We start from the raw sequence: 24,068 nt of genomic DNA, 5'->3' as shown, positions 1-24,068 counted from the left end.
GATGACAACAATTAAAGGACCTGCGGTATTTTTAGCCCAGTTTATTGGCGATGAGGCACCGTTCAATTCATTAGATTCGATTTGCGAATGGGCGGCAAGTCTTGGCTTTAAAGGGATACAAGTACCCACGCTAGACCCACGATTTATTGACCTTCAAAAAGCGGCAGAAAGTAAAACCTACGCGGATGAACTTACAGGCAAAGTAAGATCATACGGTTTAGAGATCACTGAGCTTTCAACACACCTTCAAGGCCAGCTTGTAGCAGTTAACCCGGCATACGACCTTGCGTTTGATGCTTTTGCACCAGACCAATATAAGAATAACCCAAAAGCAAGACAGGAATGGGCGGTGCAGCAAATGAAATATGCGGCTAAAGCTTCACAAAATCTTGGGCTGAATGCACATGCCACTTTTAGCGGCTCTTTGTTATGGCACATGTTTCACCCCTGGCCACAGCGCCCGGAGGGTTTGGTTGATACAGGCTTTACAGAGCTTGCGAAAAGATGGACGCCGATCCTAAATGTTTTTGATGAATGCGGAGTTGACGTATGCTATGAGATCCACCCTGGTGAAGATCTCTTTGATGGCATCACTTATGAAATGTTCCTGGAAAAAGTAAATAACCACCCGCGTGCGTGTTTGTTGTATGATCCATCACACTTTGTGTTACAGCAATTGGACTACATCCAGTATATTGATTTTTACCATGAACGCATCAAAGCGTTCCATGTAAAGGATTCAGAATTTAACCCGACAGGTAAACAAGGAACATTTGGAGGATACCAAAGCTGGGCAAACCGTGCCGGCAGGTACCGTTCTCCGGGAGACGGACAAGTAGACTTTGGAACCATTTTCAGTAAACTGGCACAGTACGATTATAAAGGCTGGGCAGTTATGGAATGGGAATGTTCTATTAAAGATGCCCAGGTTGGCGCCCGCGAGGGTTCAGAGTTTATTAAAAAGCACATCATTAAAGTGACCGATAGGGCATTTGATGATTTCGCATCCTCTGGAGGTGGCGATCACGATTTTAACAATAAAATTTTAGGTTTATAAACAAATACACAAATGAAGAAATCACTTCTAATTTTAGGTTGCCTGGCCCTGACCTGGGCATCCTGCCATAGTCCCGAAGAGCGGGCTGCTATGAAAGCATCAGCAGATTCTGCAAAGTTAGGCTTAAATGCACCAGCACCTATGGCGGCGGACTCAGCAGCAACTGATTCTGCGACCACAACGGCAGCACCGAAAACGGATGCTCCGGTTGTTGCAGCGGCAACAACACCTGAACCAGCGGTAAAAGCTGAACCAGTGAAAGCTGCAGCGGTTGCTGCTACGGCAGAACTTCCAGGAGAGGCCTTAATCAAGAAATCTGATTGCCTTGCTTGTCACAGCGTTAAAAACAAAATCGTTGGTCCGGCATACGTTAATGTAGCTGCGAAATACACTGCGGCTGACATTGATCATCTTGCCGATAAAATCATTGCTGGAGGTGCCGGTGTATGGGGAGATGTTCCGATGAGTCCGCATCCGGCAGTAAGTAAATCTGATGCCAAGGAAATGGTAAAATACATCCTATCACTGAAGAAATAATTTCGTAACCTAACCAAAATAAACAATGGAAGAAATCAAAAAAGACCAGGAGGCTGCCTCAAGACGTAGTTTTCTAAAAACAACCGCTATTGCAGCATCTGCATTCATGATCGTTCCGCGACATGTTTTAGGTGGACCAGGTTTTCTTGCGCCAAGCGACAGGTTAATTGTGGCCGGTGTTGGTGCTGGTGGTAAAGGAGAATCAGATATCGCGATGTTCGCTAAAAGCGGAAAAGCAGATATCGGATTTTTATGTGATGTAGACGACAGAAGAGCAGCTACTACCCGTAAAAATTTCCCGAAAGCCAAGTACTACAAAGATTGGCGTGAAATGTATGATAAGGAACATAAGAATTTTGATGCAGTGTCTGTTTCAACACCAGATCATAACCATGCTATTATTGCTTACCATGCCATGCAATTGGGCAAGCATGTGTATGTACAAAAACCTTTAACCCACGATCTTTTTGAAGCACGCTTATTGACCAATGCGGCTAAACAATATAAAGTTGTCACCCAAATGGGTAACCAGGGTGCATCTAACGATGGAACTAGATTATTATCTGAATGGTATGATGCTAATCTAATCGGAGATGTACATACTGTATATTGCTGGACTAACAGACCAGTATGGCCACAAGGTATCGCTTGGCCCAACACAAAAGCAGAGATTCCAAAAGAACTGGACTGGGACCTTTGGTTAGGTACTGCCCCTAAAAAAGACTACGTAGACAAATTGGTGCCGTTTAACTGGCGCGGATGGTGGGATTATGGAACAGGCGCATTAGGAGATATGGGATGTCACCTAATCGAAGCACCTTTCAGGGTTCTTGGACTACAATATGTAAAAGACGTACAGGCAACAGTAGGAAGTGTATATGTTGATGAATTTAAGAAAGGAGTTTTCCCTGAAAGCTGTCCTCCATCAAGCCACATTACTATGACTTTCCCTAAAACAGATAAAACAAAAGGAGACATTACACTACATTGGATGGACGGTGGTATTCAGCCGGAAAGACCAATTGAATTAGAAGCCAATGAAAGATTTGGTGACGATGGAAACGGTTCATTGTTCATCGGTACAAAAGGTAAAATGATCGCCAGCACTTACTCTAACGATCCACTATTATTGCCTACTTCGCGCACTAAAGATGCAAAAGTTAAGCAAAAATGGGCTCGTGTTCCGGGCGGAGCTGACGGCCATTACGCACAATGGGTAGAGGGTGCAATAGCCGGATATGGTAAAACTGAGCTAAGTTCTTCGTTCGATAAAGCAGGACCACTTACTGAAGCTTTATTAATGGCAAATCTTGCAGTTCGTGGTTACGACCTTAAAGGCGGTCACATCAAATTGCTGTGGGATAACATCAATATGAAAGTAACCAATTTTGACAGCGTAAACCAATATGTGAAACGCGAATATCGTGAGGGTTGGAATCTTAACAATAAATAAATTAATGAAACAATACATTTTCTCTGCGCTCATCATTGGTTCAATGATGAGCAGCAGTTTTTCGAAAGCCCAAAGCGGCGCTTCGAAAGGTTTTACCAAATTATTTGACGGGAAAAGCACAAGCGGATGGCACACATATGGTAAGACTGCGGCCAGTACCAAATGGAAAGCAGATGCCGGAACGCTTCATTTTGTCCCATCTTCTGAAGGTGACGGAGGTGACCTGGTAACTGATAAAGCATACAGCAATTTCCATTTGAAGATTGACTGGAAGGTAGCTCCGAAATCAAACAGCGGAATCATCTTTTACGTACAGGACGATCCGCAAAAATATGGGGCAACTTATATGACCGGACCGGAAATGCAGGTATTGGACAATGATGGCCACCCTGATGGAAAAATTACGAAACACCGTGCCGGCAACCTCTATGATTTGATACAAAGCAGCTCTGAGCCGGTTAAGCCAGTAGGTGAATGGAATACTGCAGAAATTATCGCTAATAAAGGATCGCTGGAGCTTAAGCTCAATGGGATTAGTGTAGTAAAAACGACTTTATGGGACCAAAACTGGAAAGAACTGGTAGCTAAAAGTAAGTTCGCAGCATGGGAAGGGTTTGGTGCCTTTAAATCAGGTAAAATAGCCCTTCAGGATCATGGTGATGAAGTATGGTACAAGAACATCATGATTAAAGAACTATAAATAAAGCGTAACTAAAAAACAATGAATTTAAATAACCGTATTAAATTATCAACCATGATGTTCCTGGAGTTTTTTATCTGGGGATCATGGTTTGTGACCATGGGTACTTACCTGGGAAAAAGCCTTTTATCAGACGGCGTACAAATTGGCTCTGCCTACAGTACCCAATCTTTGGGTGCAATCATTGCCCCATTCATTATAGGACTAATTGCTGACAGATTTTTTGCAGCGCAAAAAATACTTGGAGTTTTGCACTTGGTTGGTGGTCTTTTACTTTGGCTTGCCTCAACCTCATTAAATTTCGAGAGCTTTTTCCCTTTCATCCTGGGCTATATGATCGCCTATATGCCAACGTTGGCCCTGGTAAACTCCATCTCCTTTAAACAATTGAAAGATCCTGAAAAGGAATTTCCTGCTATCCGCGTTTTTGGAACCATTGGATGGATCGTTGCCGGCGTGATCATTGGCTGGTTAAATTGGGAACAGGATGGAAATTTGGTAATGACTTTCAAAGTTGCATCCATTGCATCGATTATTTTAGGATTGTTTAGTTTCATCCTACCACACACGCCACCAGTAAAAAAAGGCGAGAAAACGACTGTAGGCGATATTCTTGGACTGGACGCAATAGGTTTATTAAAGAATAAATCTTTCCTAATGTTTTTTATTGCTTCAGTTGCGATATGTGTTCCACTATCCTTCTACTATAATTTTACCAATCCTTTTCTTAATGAAGTGGGAATGAAAGCCGCCGCGGGGGTTCAAGCATTAGGGCAAGTTTCTGAGACTCTATTTATGATCCTGATGCCCTTATTTTTTGTTCGTCTTGGTGTTAAAAAAATGCTGGCCATTGGGATGATTGCCTGGGTGATCAGGTATTTGTTCTTTGCTTTCGGTAACGCAGATACCAATTACTGGATGTTGATCGGAGGCATTGTACTGCATGGCATTTGTTATGACTTCTTCTTCGTTACCGGTCAAATCTACACAGACAGGCTAGCGGGAGATCGATTTAAAAGTGCGGCACAAGGCTTTATCACCCTTGCTACTTATGGAGTTGGGATGCTGATCGGATCGTTTATTTCGGGTATGGTAGTTGACAAATATGTTGTTGGCACCGGGCACGATTGGTACCATATCTGGATCATTCCGGCTGCAATTGCTGCAGTAGTAGCCATATTATTCCTTTTATTCTTCTCAGATAAGAAAAAGACTGAGACAGTTACCGTTTAAATAATTAGAACATGAAATCAGAATTGAGCAGAAGGACTGCGCTGAAGAATATGGTTGCCGGGACCGCTGCATTGGGCGTTTCGGCGGCTTTGCCTGCCTTTGCTTTTGCAGAACATAAAAGTACTATGCTTAAAGGAAATGTAAACCATTCGGTTTGCCGCTGGTGTTTTGGCGGTGTAGATTTAGATACACTTTGTGTGGAAGCTAAAAAGATAGGCATCAAAGCGATCGATCTCGTTGGTCCTAATGACTGGGATACTTTAAAAAAACACGGATTAGATTCCTCACTATGTAATGGTGCAGAGATCAACCTGGAAGATGGATGGAACGACACGAAGTTTCATGCAACCCTCATTAAAAATTATTCGGAAATGATTCCAAGAGTAGCTGATGCAGGTTACAAACAACTGATTTGTTTTAGCGGCAGCAGACGTGGTAAAGACAATGAGACTGGATGGAATAACTGTGTAGAAGGATTGAAACAGGTATTGCCTATTGCAGAAAAATACAAAGTGACGCTGGTTATGGAACTGTTGAACAGCAAGGTTGACCATAAAGATTATCAGTGTGACAATACGCCATGGGGTGTGGAGTTGTGTAAAAGATTAGGGTCTGAAAACTTTAAACTGTTATACGACATCTATCACATGCAAATTGATGAAGGTAATGTGATCAGCACCATTAGAAACAACTTTAAATACATATCTCATTATCATACCGCAGGTGTACCGGGAAGGCATGAACTCGATGAAAATCAGGAGCTTTATTATCCTGCTATTATCAAAGCTATTGTTGCTACAGGATTTAAAGGTTATCTTGCACAGGAATTTATCCCAAGAAGTAAAGAAGTATTTAAATCTTTAAGTGAGGCAGTTAACATTTGTGACGTATAATAATCATGAACTCAAGAAGAACCTTTATTAAACAGGCAAGTATCGCGGCGGCAGGTGCTGTCATTTTACGTAATTTTTATTGTACACCGGCAGCTAGCGGAAAAGTAGTAGGCTTACAGCTGTACACTTTGAGAGAGCAGTTGCCAAAAGACGTAAAAGGCGTAATTGCTAAGGTTGCCCAGGCTGGATACAAAGAGGTGGAAACCTATGGGTACACTGCCGAAACAGGGTTTTGGGGATTATCGGCAAAAGACTTTAGCCAAACTCTTAAAGAGAATGGATTGAAGGCCCCGAGCGGACACTTCACCCTGACCGATTTTATTAAGTCTGGAAATTTGGAAGAGTTGAAACCTTTAATCGAAGGGGCAGCAACCTTAAATATGGAATACTTTACTTGTCCGTGGCTAGATCCTACTTTAAGAACCAGCATTGATGATTTTAAAAGACTTGCGGAAAGATTGAACCAGGCAGCTGGCCTGGTCAAAGCCTCAGGATTGCAAATGGCCTATCATAACCATGATTTTGAATTTACCAAGTATGGCCAAGAAATGGGTTATGATGTTTTACTTGCCGGTACGGACAAAGACAACGTTCATTTCGAAATGGACTTATACTGGGTAGTAAGGTCTGGTCACGATCCAATAGCTTTATTTGAGAAACATCCGGGTCGCTTTGTGATGTGGCACGTTAAGGATATGGACAAAGCCAACCCTAAAATCAATACAGAAGTTGGAAGCGGATCGATAGACTTTAAGTCGATTTATAAACATGCCAAGCAGGCCGGTTTAAAGCACCTCATTGTAGAGCAGGAGAATTTTTCAATGGATCCTTTTGCCAGCATTAAGAAGAGCTTTGACTATGTAGACCACAACCTGATATAAAGACAATATCGTCGCAAAATATTAAAGGGAAGTGGTTTAAATCGAACCACTTCCCTTTTTTTACGTAAAATAATCTCATATTTGCAGACTTATTAAACGTAAAACCAGTAATAAATTTAAAAAAGTAAATAACAAATTAGAAAAAGAACATGAAACCATCAGAAGCTTCGCTGGTGACGCTTCATGACAATTAAAACAACTAAAAGAACATGAAAATTGCAGTAGTAGGAGCCACCGGTTTGGTAGGCACCGTAATGTTGAAAGTATTAGAAGAGCGTAACTTCCCGCTAACCGAATTGATCCCTGTAGCCTCTGAAAAGAGTGTTGGTAAGGAAATCACTTTCAAAGGTAAAAAGTTCGCTGTTGTAAACATGGATACAGCAATTTCAATGAGACCCGATATTGCTTTGTTTTCTGCTGGTGGAGGTACTTCATTAGAGAATGCACCACGTTTCGCCGAAGCCGGCACAACAGTGATCGACAATTCTTCAGCATGGAGGATGGATCCGTCCAAAAAATTGATCGTACCTGAAGTAAATGCACATGAGCTGTCTATTGATGATAAGATCATTGCCAATCCGAATTGCTCAACGATACAAATGGTAGTAGCACTTAAGCCTTTGCACGACAAATACAGAATCAGACGCGTAGTGGTTTCTACTTACCAATCCGTAACCGGTACAGGTGTAAAAGCAGTGGATCAGATGATGAATGAGCGTAAAGGTATTATGGATGGGCCAATGGCCTATGCTTACCCTATTGACCTCAATGTAATCCCTCAGATCGACGTATTCACCGATAATGGCTACACCAAAGAAGAAATGAAGATGATCCTGGAAACCCGTAAGATTATGGGTGATGACACCATCCGCGTTACCGCTACAACGGTGCGTATCCCAGTGATGGGTGGACACTCTGAATCGGTAAATATTGAATTTGAAAATGAATTTGATGTTGCAGAAGTGAGGGACCTATTGTCGAAAACTGAAGGACTCATTGTAGTTGATGATCCGGCAAACCTGAAATATCCAATGCCAAAAGATGCTCACGAACGTGATGAGGTATTTGTAGGCAGAATAAGAAGAGATGAATCTTTACCAAACACACTTAACATGTGGATTGTGGCGGATAACCTGCGCAAAGGTGCTGCGACAAATGCAGTACAGATTGCAGAATACCTGGTAAGAAAAGAACTGATATAAATTACCGTAAAATACGTTAGCGTGATGTGGAAAAGGCAATACCTGCTATTTTTACATCACGTTTTTTATTTGAAATATGCTTAGAAAATTCCTTTTTTTGTATTTACTATTCATTGGACTGGTGTCCAATGCACAAAGTCCGGTTCAAAAAATAGAACAGGCATTTAATACTTTCCTTGCAGATGATCAAACAAAATATGCGATAGCTTCGCTGTGTGTATTAGATGCAAATACGGGGAAAACGTTATTTGCCCGGAATGAGAATATTGGACTGGCAACAGCCTCCACTTTGAAAACGATCACATCAGCAACAGCATTCAGCATACTTGGAAAAGATTTTAGGTTTCAGACCACACTTAGCTATAGCGGAACGATTAGCGGTGATGGAACGCTAAAGGGAAACCTGATCATTACCGGTGGTGGCGACCCCACGCTGGGATCATGGAGGTATGAAAGCAGCAAAGAAGGTGTAATCCTGGGGCAATGGGTAAAGGCGATCCGGTCTGCAGGAATAAAAAAAATTGATGGCAGCGTTATTGGCGACGAAAGTATATTTGGGACTCAAACAACACCTGATGGCTGGATCTGGCAAGATATTGGCAATTATTATGGCGCAGGCGCTTCTGGACTTAGCTGGAGAGAGAACCAATTTGACTTACACCTTAAGGCAAACCGTGCTGACAATTCTGTCAGCATTACAAAGACTGTCCCAGCTATGCCGTATTTGCAGATTGTAAACGAGGTCAAGGCTGGTGCAGAAGGAACTGGCGATAACGTTTACGCGTATATACCTCCACTTAGCACTATTGCTTATTTACGAGGAACCTGGGGATTTGGCGCTTCAAAAGATGGCATTTCTGTAGCGCTTCCAGATCCTGCGTATGATGCAGCTTTCCGATTGCAAGATACCTTAAGGCGGGTTGGGATAGTGGCATCAGGTATCACAACTACGAGTAGAATACTCAACGCAACTCAACAAACGCTTCCAAAAATCACTCAAAAACTTAATACGATCTCCTCCCCTTCGCTCAGTGACATTGTTTACTGGTTTAATAAAAAGAGCGTTAATCTTTACGGGGAACACCTCATCAAAACCATAGCATGGAAACTTGGAAGAACCGCGACAACCAAAAACGGTGCGTCCTCAATTATTAATTTCTGGGCAGAACGCGGAATAGACAGAAATGCATTGAATATATTAGATGGGAGCGGCCTATCGCCTGGCACACGAGTAACCACCTTTGCGATGGCAAGTGTGCTCTATCAGGCGCAAAAAGAGAATTGGTTTAGAGATTATTATAATTCATTGCCAGAAAACAATGGCATGAAACTGAAAAGCGGAACCATTAACGATGTCTCTGCATTTGCAGGCTATTATACCAGTGCAAGCGGCAATAAATATGTGATTGTCATCAATGTAAACAATTATACAGGGTCTGGGATCAACAAAAAGTTGTTCCGTGTTTTGGATGCCTTAAAGTAAATTTTGGTAAATTGCAGGGATTATGAAAAGATACTCTGTGTTATTAATCCTCTGCCTGTTGAGCTTTAAAGTATTTAGTCAGGCGGCAATTGCTGACATCCCTGCCACAACCGCTAACGAAGCTGCAAACCATACTTCCGAAATCGCCATTATTCCAGAACCGGTCTCTTTGATTAAAACGGAGGGCCATTTTATATTGCCGGCAAATGTAGTTATTCATTCGCCTGCAAATCCGGAGCTTAAACAGGTCGTGAGTTTTCTGCAGGAAAGGCTGTCCATTCCAACGGGTAGCTTTGTCTCCAATGTAACCGATAAGAATACCAAATCTACCATCAATTTGGTTTTAAACGACAAAACCAATGCATTTATTGGAAAAGAAGGTTACACCCTAACCGTAACCCCATCGTTGATTACCATTAAGGCCAACAAGCCTGCAGGTCTATTTTATGGTGTGCAAAGCCTGATCCAGCTTTTCCCAAAGGAAATTGAAAGCAAGGAATTGGTTGAAGATGTAGAATGGGCTGTACCATGTGTTGAGGTTACCGATTATCCGCGTGTAGGATGGCGAGGACTTATGTTTGATGTGGCCAGACATTTCTTTACCAAAGCTGAGGTAAAACAATATATTGATGCCATGGTAAGGTACAAATACAACTTGTTGCATTTGCATCTGGCCGACGACGAGGGTTGGCGAATTGAGATTAAAGGCTTACCAAAGTTGACTGAAGTTGGTGCATGGCGGGTAAATAAAACCGGGGAATTTGGAAATTTTATTCCTCCAACTGCTGATGAGCCTCGCACCTATGGTGGTTTCTATACCCAAGAGGACATTAAAGAAATAGTACAATATGCGAAAGACAGGTTCGTTGATGTGATGCCAGAAATTGATGTGCCCGGTCACAGTTTAGCTGCCATAGCATCGTACCCGGAATTATCCTGTACCCCAGGCGCAGAAAATTATAGGGTAAGATCAGGAGAGCGGATCATGGACTGGTCTAAAGGTTCCCCTCCTATTGCACTTATTGACAATACGCTTTGCCCGGCTAATGAAAAGGTTTATGTTTTTCTGGATTCTGTTATTTCCCAGGTTGCTAAATTGTTTCCCTTTGATTATATCCACATGGGTGGAGACGAGGCCCCAATTAATTACTGGGAAAAGAACGACAGCATCAAGGTGCTGATGAAACGGGAGGGACTAAAGAATATGCATCAGGTGCAAGGTTACTTTGAAAAGCGGGTCCAGAAAATCGTAGAATCCAAAGGAAAAAAATTTATGGGCTGGGATGAGATCCTGGATGGAGATATGCCAGCGAGTACCGCGGTAATGAGTTGGAGAGGAACAAAATATGGCATTGATGCCTCAAAGAACAAACATGAGGTAGTGATGAGTCCGACTACATATGCTTACCTGGATTACATGCAGGCGGATCAAATTACAGAACCGCGAGTATATGCTTCCCTGCGACTAAGTAAATCTTACGAATTCGACCCTATACCTGCGGGTGCAGACCCAAAGTACATTAAAGGCGGACAGGCCAACTTGTGGACAGAACAAGTGTATAACATACGACAGGCCGAGTACATGACCTGGCCACGCGGTATGGCCATAGCAGAATCAGTTTGGTCGCCCGTTGAAAAAAAGAATTGGGTTACTTTCTTTTCCAAAGTAGAGCAGCACTTTAAACGCCTGGACATTGCTGAAACAAAATATGCACCAAGTGTTTACGATCCGATATTTTCAGTAAGCAGATCTGCCGACAAACAGTTGATGATTGAGTTGAGCACTGAAGTGGAAGGGCTGGATATTTATTACAGCTTTGACAACTCCTTCCCAGACCGTTTTTATCCAAAGTATACAGAAAAATTAATGCCGCCAAAGGATGCTACTATGCTAAAGGTTATTACTTATAAAGGTAAAATACCTGTAGGACGAATGATGAACATGCCAATTGATGAGTTGAACAAGCGGGCGCCAAGAAGATAAAGAAATTGAGATATTTTGTTCATATTGGCTATAATGGCCTGAATTACAATGGATGGCAGAAACAATCTGGAATAGCAAACGTTCAGGGTGTTATAGAAAAAGCGTTGAGCAAGATCATGAGAACAACCGTTTTCGTAAATGGCTGCGGACGAACAGATGCGCATGTGCACGCCAGCCAGTTTTTCTTTCATATGGACATAGAAAGGGAATGGGACTTTGATCTGCTTTTTAGATTAAACAAATCATTACCTTCAAACATTGCTGTTTTTGACATCATACCGATGGAGGGTGAGCCACATGCCAGGTTTGACGCTGTGTACCGGTCTTACGATTATTTTTTACACACCTATAAAGACCCGTTTTTAAATGGGCTAAGCGCCTATTACCTGTTGGACAATCTGGATTTTGACAAGATGAAAAAGGCTGCTGCCATCCTGCCCAATTACAAAGATTACCGTGCATTTTGCACCAGCCCGGATAAGTATGAACATACAATATGCAATGTGATGAAAGCCTCTATTTCTATTGACCCCAATGGCGACAGGATGAGGTTCCAGATCGCATCGAACCGGTTCCTGAGTAAGATGATCAGGATCATTATGGGGCAATTGCTCAAAATAGGAAGGGGTACTTTATCAGTAGATGAATTTGAAAATTACCTGATCAACAACCAAACACCTGCTTTGATTACCCCTGCACATCCGCAGGGGCTTTATTTATCAAAAGTTACCTACCCCTATTTAGACATTCCACCGCGTACAGCATTTTCTGCGATCCTGCAAAAACAAGCAGACCAGTCCTGGATCACTTTATAACTGAAAGATGAAAAAAATATCAATTGTTTTCCTATTGCTGATCAGCACTTCGGCAATTGCTCAAGATCCTACAGTTCCTTATTTCGAAATGACGAGAAAAAGCTTCAATAAGCACAATGCTTTTGAAACTACGGCATTTGTAGAGCAGCGCTGGCGACTTCCAGGGAATAAAGGTTTCAATGAAAGTATCTATTATGTAGAAGCACTACTTAAAAAAGCAGGGTACATTTTACAGAAGGGCAATGAAGAAGAGGCTGCACTGACCTATCGCATTGAGAAACGTCCAATGAAAAAAAACGCCTGGGATCCAGTTAATGCCAGCATCAGTATTGAAGGAGAAAAACTGCCATTATTGGAGTTTAAGACCAACAGGAACATGATCGCCATTGGATCCAATGCAACGCCGGCAGGCGGTACAAAAGCAGAAGTAGTTATGGTTGATGCAGCTGCAATAAAAACGCTCGGTGAAACAACCATTAAAGGAAAGATTTTATTTTCAGAAACAAGCAGTGGAAGGCTATTTAATGAAGCCGTTAACGCTGGAGCAATAGGTGTACTTGGCTATGCCATGCCTACTTATACACAGCCAGAAAAAAACCAGAGTTCTATACAATTTTCTGCGATCAGCAACCAGGACAATAAAGGCTGGGCCATTAATTTGTCTTACCAGGCTAAGGAGCGTTTAAAAAGGGCATTGACAAAAGGCCCTGTAAAACTGAAGGTAAGTATAGAAACCAATAGCTACCCTTCAGAAGAATTAACCATAGTAGCGAATGTAAGAGGAACTGTTTCTCCAAACCAGCGATTTGTATTTAGCGCCCATGTGCAGGAGCCCGGTGCTAACGATAATGCAACAGGAGTTGGCACACTAACCGAAATGGCGCGTGTTACTGCGGAATTGGTAAAGGAAAACAAACTTATACCCCAGCGCACCATAACATTCTTATGGGGAGATGAAATTGTATCCACACAGCGCTACATCAAGGAAGATCCGGAAAGAGCAAAGGGAATATTATGCGGCATGAGCTTGGATATGGTTGGAGAAGATACCAAAAAAACTGGAGGTAGCTTTCTGATCGAGAAAATGCCGGATCCTTCAGCGATATGGACAAGGGGTACAGATAAACATTCTGAATGGGGAGCTGGCGATGTTAAGGAGGAGGATTTATTTCCACATTACTACAATGATTTTATCATGAAAGTTTGTCGCGACCAAGGCAAACACGCCAACTGGACGGTAAACTACAATCCATTTGAAGGCGGCAGTGACCATACCCCCTTTTTACAAAATAAAATTCCCGGACTGTTGATGTGGCATTTTACAGATATGTACTACCACACTGATAATGACAGGTTGGATAAAGTTTCTGCAGCTACCATGCAAAATGTAGGCATAAGTGCATTAACAGCGGCATATACCCTCATCAATGCCAATGAAGTTACAGCCACTTTTATCGTTGACGAAGTAAAAAAGGCGGCACTTGAACGCTTGAAGACCGAGTATGATTTGAGTAAAGCGGCTATTGCCAGTGGCAAACCAATTGCAGATGAACAGAAAATAATTAAAACCTGGGGTAAGTATTATACAGATGCACTTTATACGGTCAATTCACTACCGGTAAAATCTGAAACTGCAGGTGTTGGACCAGCGGTAGAAGCTGCCATTTTAGTCATAGAACAACAGACAATAACTTATTTAGCCGATTTGAAATAATTGATGTCTTACTTTCTCGGGAGTAATATTTATTCCATCCACAGACATATAGGATCTTTTATAAAAAGGGTTTCTTTCCGCTAACTTCATTTCTATGAAATTGACCAACTGTTCTCCGTCAAGATCTTTAATTAAAGGGCGCTTGTGCTTTCCATTTTCCAGTCTTTTTGCCAATGCAGCTGGCTCCATTTCAATATATATAGTTATGCCGGTACTATTCATGAATTCCATATTGTCAAAGTAGCAGGGCGTTCCGCCACCAGTAGAGACGATACAGTTGGTGGGATAGTTGATAGACTTTAACAAATCACGCTCCAGAGCTCTGAACGCATCCTCGCCATTTTCCGAGAAGTACTGGCCGACAGACATTCCGACTGCATTTTCAAGTTCATGGTCCAGATCTATAAATTGGTAATCCATTTTAAATGCAAGTCTTTTACCAAGCGTTGTTTTGCCGCAACCCATAAAACCAATAAGGAATATTCTCATCTTAAGCTAATTTTACCCTTGGATCAACAAAGGCATATAAAATGTCAACTAAAATATTAATGATAACGAATACCAGGGCAACGAATAGAATTGACCCCATGATCACCGGAAAATCGGACATCTCTAATGCGGTTACCGCTGTTCTGCCCAAACCGTTGTATCCAAATATGTATTCGACAAAAAAAGATCCTGCCAATAAAGACGCAAACCAACCTGAAATAGCTGTAATTACAGGATTCATAGCATTTCTAAGTGCATGCTTGTAAATGATACTGGTTCTACTTAAACCTTTAGCACGGGCCGTTCTAATGTAATCCTGCGCCAGCACGTCAAGCATTGCGCTTCTGGTTAGCTGGACAATAATGGCCAGCGGCCTTAATCCCAATGTTACCATTGGAAGCCACAGGTTTTTCCAGGTCATGATTTCACCTTCAAAAGGGTCGTAGCTGTACAAGCTGCCAGACATGCTCAAGCCTGTATAATCACTCCATACAAAGCCAAATAGCCAGGCGATGATAATCCCCGCAAAAAATGATGGGGCCGAAATACCCAAAATAGCAAAAGCATTGGCCGTTTTATCTATCCAGGTATCCTTATTCACCGCTGATAGTACTCCTAAAAAAATACCAATTATTGTAGCAAAGAACATTGCACTAAGCGCCAGTACAAAGGTGTTAGGAACAGTTTCCCGAAGTATAGCCGTGACGTCTCTTTTTGTCTGATACGACCTGCGCAGGTAAGGCCATTTCAATGCAAGAACACTGTTGCCTAAAGCGATCAATTTTACATAACCATATTTTTCTTCAGCCTCGGCAGTATGATCATGAATGCCAAGAGGAGACAAATCATTAATGTAGAGAAGAAATTGTTCGGGCCTTGACCTGTCCAACCCAAATTCTTTACGTACCGCCTCAAGGGACTGCACATCAGATCGCTGTCCCATGGTCATCCTCGCGGGATCACCGGGAAGTACATTGAATAGTAAGAAAACAACGATAATTACGCCCGCCATCACAGCAAATCCATAAACGAATTTTTTGAAGGCGTAGTAAATCATATTATTTGCCGAAATAATTTTTGGAAAGGTCATCAAAAGATGGTGCATTATGATAATGCCACTTATTTACCACCACCCCATTTTTTAGCAACATAATCCCCGGATTCGCTCTTACCATACTTTTAAGAGGTACTGCATCCGCGTAGAAAACTTCCATAAATAGTTTCATCCTCTTACTGAATGCATCTGCATCCTGAGCAGAATTAGCGGTAAGTAAGACCGTACGGATGTTGAATTGTTCAGTAGCATTCAATGCCAGCGCGTTTAATGTTGACATAGCTTTTTCATCTGTGTCCTTTAAATTCCAGGCTACGATGATCAGGCTATAATATGGGTTTTCAATAATTTCTTTGGTGTAATCTGTACCAGAAGCATCCATAATTTTTAAATCACGGATCTTTGGTTGATAACCTGCTTTGACTAGTCGACTTTCTGGGGTGCCAACGATCTCCCAGTTATTGTCTTTCCAAATACCCGTTTTGAGGTATTCTTTGTCGGTCAGTATTTTCTTTTCAGCAGTTTTCTTGTTAGTGAGGTTATAAGTGATCTCATACTCATCCGGCAGTGCTCCTACAGGGATACTCATAAGCTGAGGTATGTTTGCTCCTACTTTATAGGGAAGGAAATCAATAACCGGCAAATAGTTATAAGTAAACTGCGTAAATAATAATGAAGCAGTAAAAACAAGCGAAAATAATCCGCTTTGCCAACCTGGATGGGTAGTAATTGGGTGAATGTCTTTTTTATAAATAAAAATGTAAAGAATCATCACCAGCAATACCAGATCCTTAGAGAAAGATTGCCAAGGTGTTAAGGGTATGGCATCTCCGAAACAGCCACACGATGTAACCACCTTGAAAAAAGCAGAAACAAAGGTTAAAAATGTAAAGAAAATAATAATAGCCAGTAAGCCAGAAGTGACCTGCTTGCGCCAGAAACCGAAAAGAAGCAGCGCTCCTAAAACGATTTCCAGGATGCAAAGTATCATTGCTATAGCTGTAGCATATCCTGAGAAAAAAGACATGTGGAATACATCAAAATATTCTTCCAGTTTATAGCCAAAGCCAATCGTGTCATTCGCTTTTATCAGACCTGAGAATATAAATAACACCCCAACAAATACCCTGAAGAAGTTTAAGATTGCTTTCATAGCTAATTAACCCCCAATTTAATTAATGCAAATACCGCATAGTTGAGCATGTCCTGGTAATTTGCGGCGACTCCTTCCGATGCAATGGTTTGTCCAAGGTTGTCTTCAATTTGCTTTACCCTAAATATCTTCATCAGGATGAGGTCCGTAAGCGAGCTAATTCTCATATCTCTCCAGGCTTCGCCATAATCGTGGTTTTTTGCAAACATTAGTTCTTTAGTAATAGATACCTTTTGATCAAACAACAACTCAACGCGCTGCACCCCAAGCTCATTTGGCTCATCGGCTGCCATATCCAGCTGCATCATGGCAATCACACAATAGTTGACAATTCCGATATATTCGGATGTAATGTCTTCCCCTACCTTGGATACTTTCTTTTCTTCAAGGGTCCTGATGCGCTGAGCTTTAATAAATATCTGATCAGTTATGGAAGAAGATCTTAAAATGCGCCAGGCAGTGCCGTAATCACTGGTTTTCTTTATAAAAAGCGCTTTGCAAACTGCAATTACTGAATCGTATTCTTGTGAAGTATTTGTTGCCAATTTTATCTAAGTTTGTATCATTAACAATGGCTAAAGATACGTTTTTATACCGAAAGACCACACTGAACCTGCGGGGAAAGCTATTGGATTTAGCCTATCCTTGCGTAATGGGAATCATTAATATTACGCCAGATTCTTTCTATGGCGATAGTCGAGTTTCCACCGAACAGCAAGCTATGAACATGGCAGAAAAGCACCTTAATGAAGGGGCGGTATTTCTTGATCTGGGCGCTTATTCTTCCCGCCCTGGCGCGGAAGATATTGATGAAGAGGAAGAGTTAAGTAGGCTAATTCCGATGGTGGAAGCCATTCATAAAAATTTCCCGGAAGCCTTTTTGTCGATAGACACTTTTAGGTCTAAAGTAGCCAGGGCAGCGGTAGAATCTGGGGCACATCTCATCAATGATATTTCTGGCGGCAGTCTTGATGATCAGATGTTTGAAACCGTGGCTTCGCTTCAGGTGCCTTACGTGCTGATGCATATGAAAGGAACACCTCAAACCATGAAGAACGAGGCAAGCTATGCTGATTTTCGTATGGAAGTGAATAACTACTTTAGCGATAAAATAGCTGCGCTGAAACAGCTTGGCGTTAAAGATGTGATCCTCGATCCCGGCTTTGGATTCGCGAAAACTACAGCACACAACTTTGAATTATTGAATCATCTGGAAGATCTTCAGCATTTTGGATATCCATTACTTTCCGGGATATCCAGAAAGGGAATGATCTACAAAACCCTTGAGATAACTGCTGACAAATCTTTGAATGGTACCACCGCATTGAACACCATATCCTTAATGAAAGGTGCAAGCATATTAAGGGTTCATGATGTGAAGGAAGCTGTCCAATGCGTTACACTGGTACAAAAAACGCTTCAGGAGTATCCTGATTAAAAATTTCCTACCTTGCATTGATGAAAAGTTTAGACTTCGATTTCCTAAAAATCACAGTTACAGACGTGATCGACATTATTCTTGTCGCGCTAATCATTTACTACATCTACAATTTAATCAAAAATACTATAGCAGTAAACCTGTTACTGGGCATGCTGATCATTATGATGATCTGGTTTGCTGTGAAACAGTTGCACATGAACCTGCTTACTGCAATCATAGAAAAATTCATCAGTGTAGGTATCATAGCGTTGATTGTCATTTTCCAGCCGGAAATCCGGCGTTTCCTGCTTCTTATTGGCAAGAACACTTTTCTACAAAAAAATAAGGCATGGTGGGGTTATCTTTTTGGCAGTAAAGGTGTAGAACGAGACAACCTGGTTCGCATTAAACCAATTATTGATGCCTGCAAAAGCATGAAAAAATCTCGCACGGGAGCCTTGATCGTATTCGTTAAATTTTACGACGATCAACTGTTTGCTAACAGTTGCGAGATCATTGATTCCAAAATATCAAAACGATTACTGGAGAGCATATTTCAAAAATACAGTCCGCTTCACGATGGAGCTGTTGTCATCTCAGAAAATAAAATTAAAAGTGCTAGCTGTATCCTACCATTAACAGACAATGACAAGCTACCGCCTCAGTTTGGCTTAAGGCACCGAGCTGGGATTGGGGTTTCTGAGGCCACTGATGCAGTAGCAGTAATTGTATCTGAAGAGACAGGAGAAATCGCCTATGCTAAGCAAGGGCGCGTAAGAATGAATGTTTCGTTCGGAGAGTTAGAAAAACTGCTGAATAAAGATTTTTAAACTCAATAATAACTGTAGCCTTGCAGGAGTGTTTGATGATCAAATGCTTTGAAATTTTCGTCAAGTGCTTTAATTCCAACTTCCATACTCGTAAAGTTTAAATTACCAAAGCTGCTGGCCAATGCCGTATCAGTTGCATCAAATCCTGTCGCTATCTTGACCAAACCATTAATAGGAACGAGCTTAGTGGCATCCATGATGATCCAATGTCCACCAAGATATACTTCAAAGCAAGCGTGAAAATCTGGTGGTTGCAATTGATAGGCATATCCTGTAAAATACCTTGCGGGGATAGTTAGCGCCCTGCATAATGCTACACCAAGATGTGCAAAATCCCGGCATACTCCTATTTGCTCTGTTACCGTATCATAAGCCGATGTTTGTGGTGTGGTGTGACCTGAGCGGTATTCTACATTCTCAAAGATCCAATCCCTGATGGCCATTACTTTATTGAAGGCAGATTCGATATGACCAAATTTATCAAATGCAAATTTGTACAGTTTGTCTGACTGGCAATACCGGCTGGGATTTAGATAAGGTAAAACTAAAATGGGCATGAGACTTATTGGAACATCGTCAAGCTGTGCAGCGGGGATGGTTTTGATTCGGTTTTCAACAATGCCAGTGTAGGTGAACACAACTTCTGCTGTTTGTGGTATCTCCAATACTTTAAATCGTTTTTCGCCACTAGCAGCCACCCATTCATAGGAAATAAGTTTTTGGGAAGATTGAAAGTCTTCGCTAATCACAAACTGACCAAAAGATTTAAAAGGCTGTATATTGAGGATCAAAGTAGACAAATCTGCTGATCCGTATTTTAATGTTGTTGAAACCTCAAACTTCATATTTCCGCCTCGTTAGGAACCGGCAATTTATTAAAAGCAACCTCCATCCATTCATCAGATATATTATTCAATGCTTTTTTCAGTTCCTCAGCCCACTGATCGGAAATATACTCCAAATCCTTCTTTCCATATCGATGTTCAACCATTCCAAAGGTATTATTTTGGTAAAGCACAACGTCTATCGGAAAATCCACATCATTAGCACTTGCCCTAGTTGAGTCAAAAGAAAGAAATCCTGTTTTTAAAGCTAAGTGCATACTTGATTCGCTAGTCAGTGTACGGTTTAGGATGGCTTTTCCGTGTCCAGAATTTCCAATCACTACAAATGGTGCTCCTTCGCCCAATTCAACCCAGTTACCTTCCGGATAAAGGAGGAACAGCTTATGTTCCTCATCATCTCTCAATTGTCCGCCAATTATGGTATGCAAGTTAAATTTTAAGCCACTTTGTTCCAGCTCTGCACGATCTTCCTGGGCTACCCGCTTAACTTGAGCTCCAAATGCGTTAACTGCCTTATAAAGTTTGTTATGAACCTCACCTTCTTCAATAAGTTCTTTAAAATATTGTACTGCTTTGTCCCTGACAGAACGCAGGCCGCTGGTCATGATGAAGAGCGAATATTTATCGCGCTGCTCGATATGAACTTTCTTTTTTTGAGTCGTATCAGTACCTGAAGTAATTCTTGTATCGGCAATTGCCACAAGGCCCTCCTTCACCTTTATCGCTAAACAATATGTCATACCCAAATATACCAATCAGGTTAACAAATAAGGCGTATTTAAGCTTTTATTTATTGAGTTTACCCTTCCAGAAGGTGAATTTATTATACAGATTTTCAAAGTCGAACGGCTTGGTCAGAAAATCGTCCATACCAGCCTCTATACATTCTTCTTTATCTTTTTCGTAGGCACCAGCTGTCATAGCAATAATGACCGGGCGGTTGTTTCCATAGATCTTTATGATTTCCCGGGTAGCTTGTAAGCCGTCCATCTCGGGCATTTGCACATCCATTAATACAATGTCGTAATGTTGCCGCTTTAACGAGGATAAAACTTCCAATCCATTAGAAACGACATCACAGCCGTAGCCAATCGCTTTAAAAGCATTGATTACTATTTTTTGATTGATGATGTTATCTTCTGCGACAAGGATCCCGATCAAATCGTTAACTTCAACGTGAACAGGTTGCAAGTTAGATGCTAAAGTCAATTTATCTTTTACTGCCGCTGATTTCGATAGCGTATTTATCAGCATCTTTTGGAAATAGGCTTGCTTGATCGGCTTGTCCAAAATAGCAGCAAACAGTTCACGCTCATTTTGCCGATCGGCAGGAAACTGCCCTGCAGAGCTAAACAATACCATTGGCACACTATGCCCATATTTTGCATGGATGGCAACGGCAACATCCACTCCATTCATCTCTGGCATCAGCAAATCAATGATCACTACATCATATTCGTTTCTCTGCATTAAGTTCAGGCCTTCAGTTCCACTGATTGCAACATCAGCATACATTCCCCAAAGCTCGCAATGGCCTTTTAATATCTTCAGGTTGGTCTTGTTATCGTCTATTAGCAAAGCCACCTTTCCTAAGATCTCCTTTTGTGGAGTTGCGATCTTAAACTCTTTAATTTCAGACTTGGCTTGGATCTTTATCGTAAATCTAAAAGTTGTCCCTTTTCCAACCTCGCTCTCCACCCAAATCCTCCCTTGCATTTTCTCTACTAATCTGGAGCTAATGGCTAAGCCTAGTCCCGTGCCTCCATATTTTCTTGTTGTAGAAGAATCGACTTGCGAAAAAGAATTAAATAACTTGTGCATCTTATCCTCGGGAATACCGATCCCACTATCCTTTATTGAAAATTCTAACTCATAATTACTTTCATCACGAGATACAAGCTTGATAGAGGTTAAAATTTCTCCGCTAGGTGTGAACTTAATGGCATTACCTACCAGGTTGACGACAATTTGCCGAAGTCTGGTCATATCTCCGATGACTTCCATTGGAACATGAGGATCAATTTGATACAGAAGATCTATATCCTTTTCATACGCTTTTAATGCAAGTAAATCATAAGTTTCTTCAATAATTTTATGTATAAAAAAGGAATGCTCCTCGAGTTCAAGTTTTCCAGACTCAATTTTAGAAAAATCTAGGATTTCATTAATAATCTCAAGAAGGGCGTCAGCACTAATGCGTATGGATTCTACAAAATCAAACTGGTCTTCGTCCAAATGTGTGTTGCGAAGTAAACTGGTCATGCCAATTACTCCGTTCATAGGAGTGCGAATCTCGTGACTCATATTTGCGAGAAACTCTGACTTCGCTTTGTTTTGCTCCTCTGCAAGCCGACTTTTCTCTTCAAGTTGAACATTTAGATCTCTAAGGCGCTGGTCGAAAATATATTGACTGGTGATGTCATCAAATGTCCACAATACACCACTCACATAATCGGATACCGTAGGCGTACAACAAACATCAAGCACAAAAAAAACAGGATCATGAAATATCCACTTCCAGTTGCTAATTTTCTTATTTTTAGACTTGAAGATTTCCATTCCCGTCCTGAAAATTTCCTCTTTATTAGAAGCCGAATTGCGCAAATGCTGCATGGCTTCAGACAGTTTCGCTGGTACTACACTCCCGCTATCCAATTTAAAAAGGGTGGCTGCACGGTCATTGATCCAGCTATTTTTCCCACTATCATCTATATAAACGATACATTGAGGTACTGTGTGTAAGATCGCGTTAAAACCAAGTTTTAGTTCTTCAAGCGCATAGTAAGTATTGGAAAGCCGTGAAATTTCGTTAATCTTATCAAGGCAACTATTGGCGAATTCTATAAAATCTTCACTAAATTCAAAACACTTTTCCCAGGCTAAAAAAATAAAGCCGTCTCCATTACTATGCTTTACCGGAAAGACAGCAAAGCAATATGGATTTTCAAGTAAACCTAATAAATTAGTATTCACCTCGAATGGCGTGACATAAAATTGAGGTTCTCTCGCAGCACTTAAGTCTTGTAAAATAACAGGATCCAGGTAAGTCATCTGTCCCATATCGGTGTCAAGGTTTATTATTCTAGAAGTGAGTGTGTCTTCATTTCTAATCAATAAAGCTTTTGAAGCCTGAGAAATGTCCTTCAATGCCACAACACTTTTCTGCATAATCCATTCCCATGTTTGGAATCGTTCTGCCATGCCCATTTGTTTAATGAACTTTAACGCGGCTTTTGCCCAATCGACATTTAAACTATGTTGCGACAATCGGTTTAGATAAAAGATTTAATAATGTCAATAATTTCGTCAGGCGCGCTTATATGAGGAAAATGACCAGTCGCATTTACATATTTTAATATACTGTTATTGATATGTTCATTTAAATATTGGGCGACAAATGGGGGAACAGCAATATCTTCATGAGCCTGCACTAATAGGACTCTGTTTTGAAGCTTACTAAGTTCTTCACGCATGTCTGATTCAAAAATAACTTTGGCGACTGAGAGCGCAATATCTGGTCTAATAGCTGATAAAGTCCGCGCAAACTCCTCACCTAGCTCAGGAACATCTGGATTACCCATTGCCACAGCAGAAAAACCACTAGCCCAGGCATAGTAGTTAGTCGTCATCGCTTCATACATGCTATCTAATGCCTCCTGGGTGAAACCTCCAGTATAATTTTCCTCATCATCATTGATATAACGTGGAGAAGCATTTAAGAAAACAGCTTTTGACACAGCCTCTGGAGATTTATTCATAGCTAATAGTGCTATCATCGAACTCACAGAATGTGCTATTATTATGACATCATCCAAATTTAGCGCCTTTAATATTTCGAGCATGTCATCCGCATAAGCATGCAGGGAATTGTATTTGTTCGGACTATAGGCATCTGGATCAGCCTTACCTGCCCCAACGTTATCGTATAAAATAATCCTATAATCGTCAACAAAGGCTTCCTTAATATTTTTCCAAACGGTCTGGTCTGTGCCAAAGCCATGAGCAAAAACAATCGTTTGCGCAGCCTCAACATTACCTTCGATATTTAAATTGTGCTTTTTTTGTATTTTAGGATCCATATCATTTGAGTTTATACCTTTTCGAGCCCTTTATCACTAACAAAAATGTAATTTAGCAACTCTGAAAAGGCCTATTTTCATGATTAAACATTAAATATCAGAAAACGACAAATTACCGAAAAAAATGTTTAAAGTTTATTAAATCTGTATTATTAGTAAATCAAATAACGTAATGACCGATAAATGTTTCATTCGATTTCCCAGATGATTTAATATTTCATACTTTGTGGCCTATAAATAAATTTG

The 24,068-nt window shown here is 41.1% G+C and carries 22 protein-coding genes; 14 read left to right on the top strand and 8 right to left on the bottom strand.

The features are described 5' to 3' along the window. Position 1: 1 nt before the first annotated feature. From ACXZ1K_RS06845 to ACXZ1K_RS06790, 12 genes are all read left to right on the top strand, one after another. Positions 2-1,057, top strand: coding sequence for a sugar phosphate isomerase/epimerase family protein (locus tag ACXZ1K_RS06845; protein ID WP_458972640.1), 1,056 nt, complete (start codon positions 2-4; stop codon positions 1,055-1,057). A gap of 12 nt (positions 1,058-1,069) precedes the next feature. Next, positions 1,070-1,594, top strand: a complete 525-nt coding sequence (locus tag ACXZ1K_RS06840) for a c-type cytochrome (RefSeq protein WP_458972639.1) — start codon at positions 1,070-1,072, stop codon at positions 1,592-1,594. Between the two features lie 25 nt (positions 1,595-1,619). Beyond that, positions 1,620-3,047: a Gfo/Idh/MocA family protein gene (locus ACXZ1K_RS06835; RefSeq protein ID WP_458972638.1), complete on the top strand. Its 1,428-nt coding sequence runs from the start codon at positions 1,620-1,622 to the stop codon at positions 3,045-3,047. 4 nt (positions 3,048-3,051) lie between these two features. Then, positions 3,052-3,747 carry a 3-keto-disaccharide hydrolase gene (locus ACXZ1K_RS06830; protein ID WP_458972637.1) on the top strand — a complete coding sequence of 232 codons (696 nt, stop codon included), beginning with the start codon at positions 3,052-3,054 and terminating at the stop codon, positions 3,745-3,747. Between the two features lie 21 nt (positions 3,748-3,768). Then, entirely contained in the window at positions 3,769-4,980 is a 1,212-nt protein-coding gene (locus ACXZ1K_RS06825) for a nucleoside permease (protein WP_458972636.1), read from the top strand. Positions 4,981-4,991: 11 nt separating this feature from the next. After that, on the top strand, positions 4,992-5,873 hold the full coding sequence (locus ACXZ1K_RS06820) for a hydroxypyruvate isomerase family protein (RefSeq protein ID WP_458972635.1): 882 nt from the start codon (positions 4,992-4,994) through the stop codon (positions 5,871-5,873). A 5-nt stretch (positions 5,874-5,878) separates the two neighbouring features. Beyond that, entirely contained in the window at positions 5,879-6,754 is an 876-nt protein-coding gene (locus ACXZ1K_RS06815; protein ID WP_458972634.1) for a sugar phosphate isomerase/epimerase family protein, read from the top strand. Between the two features lie 209 nt (positions 6,755-6,963). Then, the gene (locus ACXZ1K_RS06810; protein ID WP_458972633.1) at positions 6,964-7,956 is read left to right on the top strand and encodes an aspartate-semialdehyde dehydrogenase; all 993 of its coding nucleotides are present in this window, start codon (positions 6,964-6,966) and stop codon (positions 7,954-7,956) included. Positions 7,957-8,053: 97 nt separating this feature from the next. Continuing rightward, the gene (gene dacB, locus ACXZ1K_RS06805; protein ID WP_458972632.1) at positions 8,054-9,439 is read left to right on the top strand and encodes a D-alanyl-D-alanine carboxypeptidase/D-alanyl-D-alanine endopeptidase; all 1,386 of its coding nucleotides are present in this window, start codon (positions 8,054-8,056) and stop codon (positions 9,437-9,439) included. 22 nt (positions 9,440-9,461) lie between these two features. Then, a complete protein-coding gene (locus tag ACXZ1K_RS06800) occupies positions 9,462-11,423 on the top strand; it encodes a beta-N-acetylhexosaminidase (RefSeq protein WP_458972631.1) in 1,962 nt (653 codons plus the stop codon). A gap of 5 nt (positions 11,424-11,428) precedes the next feature. Beyond that, positions 11,429-12,238 carry a tRNA pseudouridine(38-40) synthase TruA gene (truA, locus tag ACXZ1K_RS06795; protein WP_458972630.1) on the top strand — a complete coding sequence of 270 codons (810 nt, stop codon included), beginning with the start codon at positions 11,429-11,431 and terminating at the stop codon, positions 12,236-12,238. A 7-nt stretch (positions 12,239-12,245) separates the two neighbouring features. Next, entirely contained in the window at positions 12,246-13,952 is a 1,707-nt protein-coding gene (locus tag ACXZ1K_RS06790) for a M28 family peptidase (protein WP_458972629.1), read from the top strand. Here the strand turns inward: ACXZ1K_RS06790 and ACXZ1K_RS06785 are convergent. Genes ACXZ1K_RS06785 through ACXZ1K_RS06770 form a run of 4 tightly spaced genes read right to left on the bottom strand, consistent with a single transcriptional unit; the run spans position 13,935 to position 17,193 of the window. Continuing rightward, entirely contained in the window at positions 13,935-14,441 is a 507-nt protein-coding gene (locus ACXZ1K_RS06785; protein WP_458972628.1) for a shikimate kinase, read from the bottom strand. The two genes, ACXZ1K_RS06790 and ACXZ1K_RS06785, sit on opposite strands and share 18 nt — an antisense overlap. A 1-nt stretch (position 14,442) precedes the next feature. Beyond that, positions 14,443-15,498 (bottom strand): ABC transporter permease, encoded by a 1,056-nt coding sequence (locus ACXZ1K_RS06780; protein ID WP_458972627.1) that lies wholly within the window; start codon positions 15,496-15,498, stop codon positions 14,443-14,445. A gap of 1 nt (position 15,499) precedes the next feature. Next, on the bottom strand, positions 15,500-16,648 hold the full coding sequence (locus tag ACXZ1K_RS06775) for a BT_3928 family protein (RefSeq protein WP_458972626.1): 1,149 nt from the start codon (positions 16,646-16,648) through the stop codon (positions 15,500-15,502). Positions 16,649-16,650: 2 nt separating this feature from the next. Further along, positions 16,651-17,193: a DUF1599 domain-containing protein gene (locus tag ACXZ1K_RS06770; protein WP_458972625.1), complete on the bottom strand. Its 543-nt coding sequence runs from the start codon at positions 17,191-17,193 to the stop codon at positions 16,651-16,653. A gap of 26 nt (positions 17,194-17,219) precedes the next feature. Here ACXZ1K_RS06770 and folP point away from each other — a divergent pair, with 26 nt between their 5' ends. Together folP and cdaA are read left to right on the top strand one after the other, a co-directional pair. Then, a complete protein-coding gene (gene folP, locus ACXZ1K_RS06765; RefSeq protein ID WP_458972624.1) occupies positions 17,220-18,086 on the top strand; it encodes a dihydropteroate synthase in 867 nt (288 codons plus the stop codon). A gap of 20 nt (positions 18,087-18,106) precedes the next feature. Further along, positions 18,107-18,898 carry a diadenylate cyclase CdaA gene (cdaA, locus tag ACXZ1K_RS06760; protein WP_458972623.1) on the top strand — a complete coding sequence of 264 codons (792 nt, stop codon included), beginning with the start codon at positions 18,107-18,109 and terminating at the stop codon, positions 18,896-18,898. A 2-nt stretch (positions 18,899-18,900) separates the two neighbouring features. On the opposite strand, the gene ACXZ1K_RS06755 is transcribed toward cdaA, so the two are convergent. The 4 genes from ACXZ1K_RS06755 to ACXZ1K_RS06740 form a co-directional block, all read right to left on the bottom strand. Continuing rightward, complete coding sequence (locus tag ACXZ1K_RS06755; RefSeq protein WP_458972622.1) at positions 18,901-19,743, bottom strand: transglutaminase-like domain-containing protein; 843 nt, start codon at positions 19,741-19,743, stop codon at positions 18,901-18,903. Beyond that, entirely contained in the window at positions 19,740-20,483 is a 744-nt protein-coding gene (locus tag ACXZ1K_RS06750) for a peptidase (RefSeq protein WP_458972621.1), read from the bottom strand. Before ACXZ1K_RS06750 ends, ACXZ1K_RS06755 begins: the two co-directional genes overlap by 4 nt. A 46-nt stretch (positions 20,484-20,529) precedes the next feature. Beyond that, positions 20,530-22,944 (bottom strand): response regulator, encoded by a 2,415-nt coding sequence (locus ACXZ1K_RS06745; RefSeq protein WP_458972620.1) that lies wholly within the window; start codon positions 22,942-22,944, stop codon positions 20,530-20,532. Between the two features lie 71 nt (positions 22,945-23,015). Continuing rightward, positions 23,016-23,822, bottom strand: coding sequence for an alpha/beta fold hydrolase (locus ACXZ1K_RS06740; protein WP_458972619.1), 807 nt, complete (start codon positions 23,820-23,822; stop codon positions 23,016-23,018). Positions 23,823-24,068: the final 246 nt, after the last annotated feature.

This window comes from Pedobacter jaeyakensis (assembly GCF_054461315.1).
Note: the sequence above shows the minus strand (reverse complement) of the source record. Positions and strands in the feature narration are given on the sequence as shown.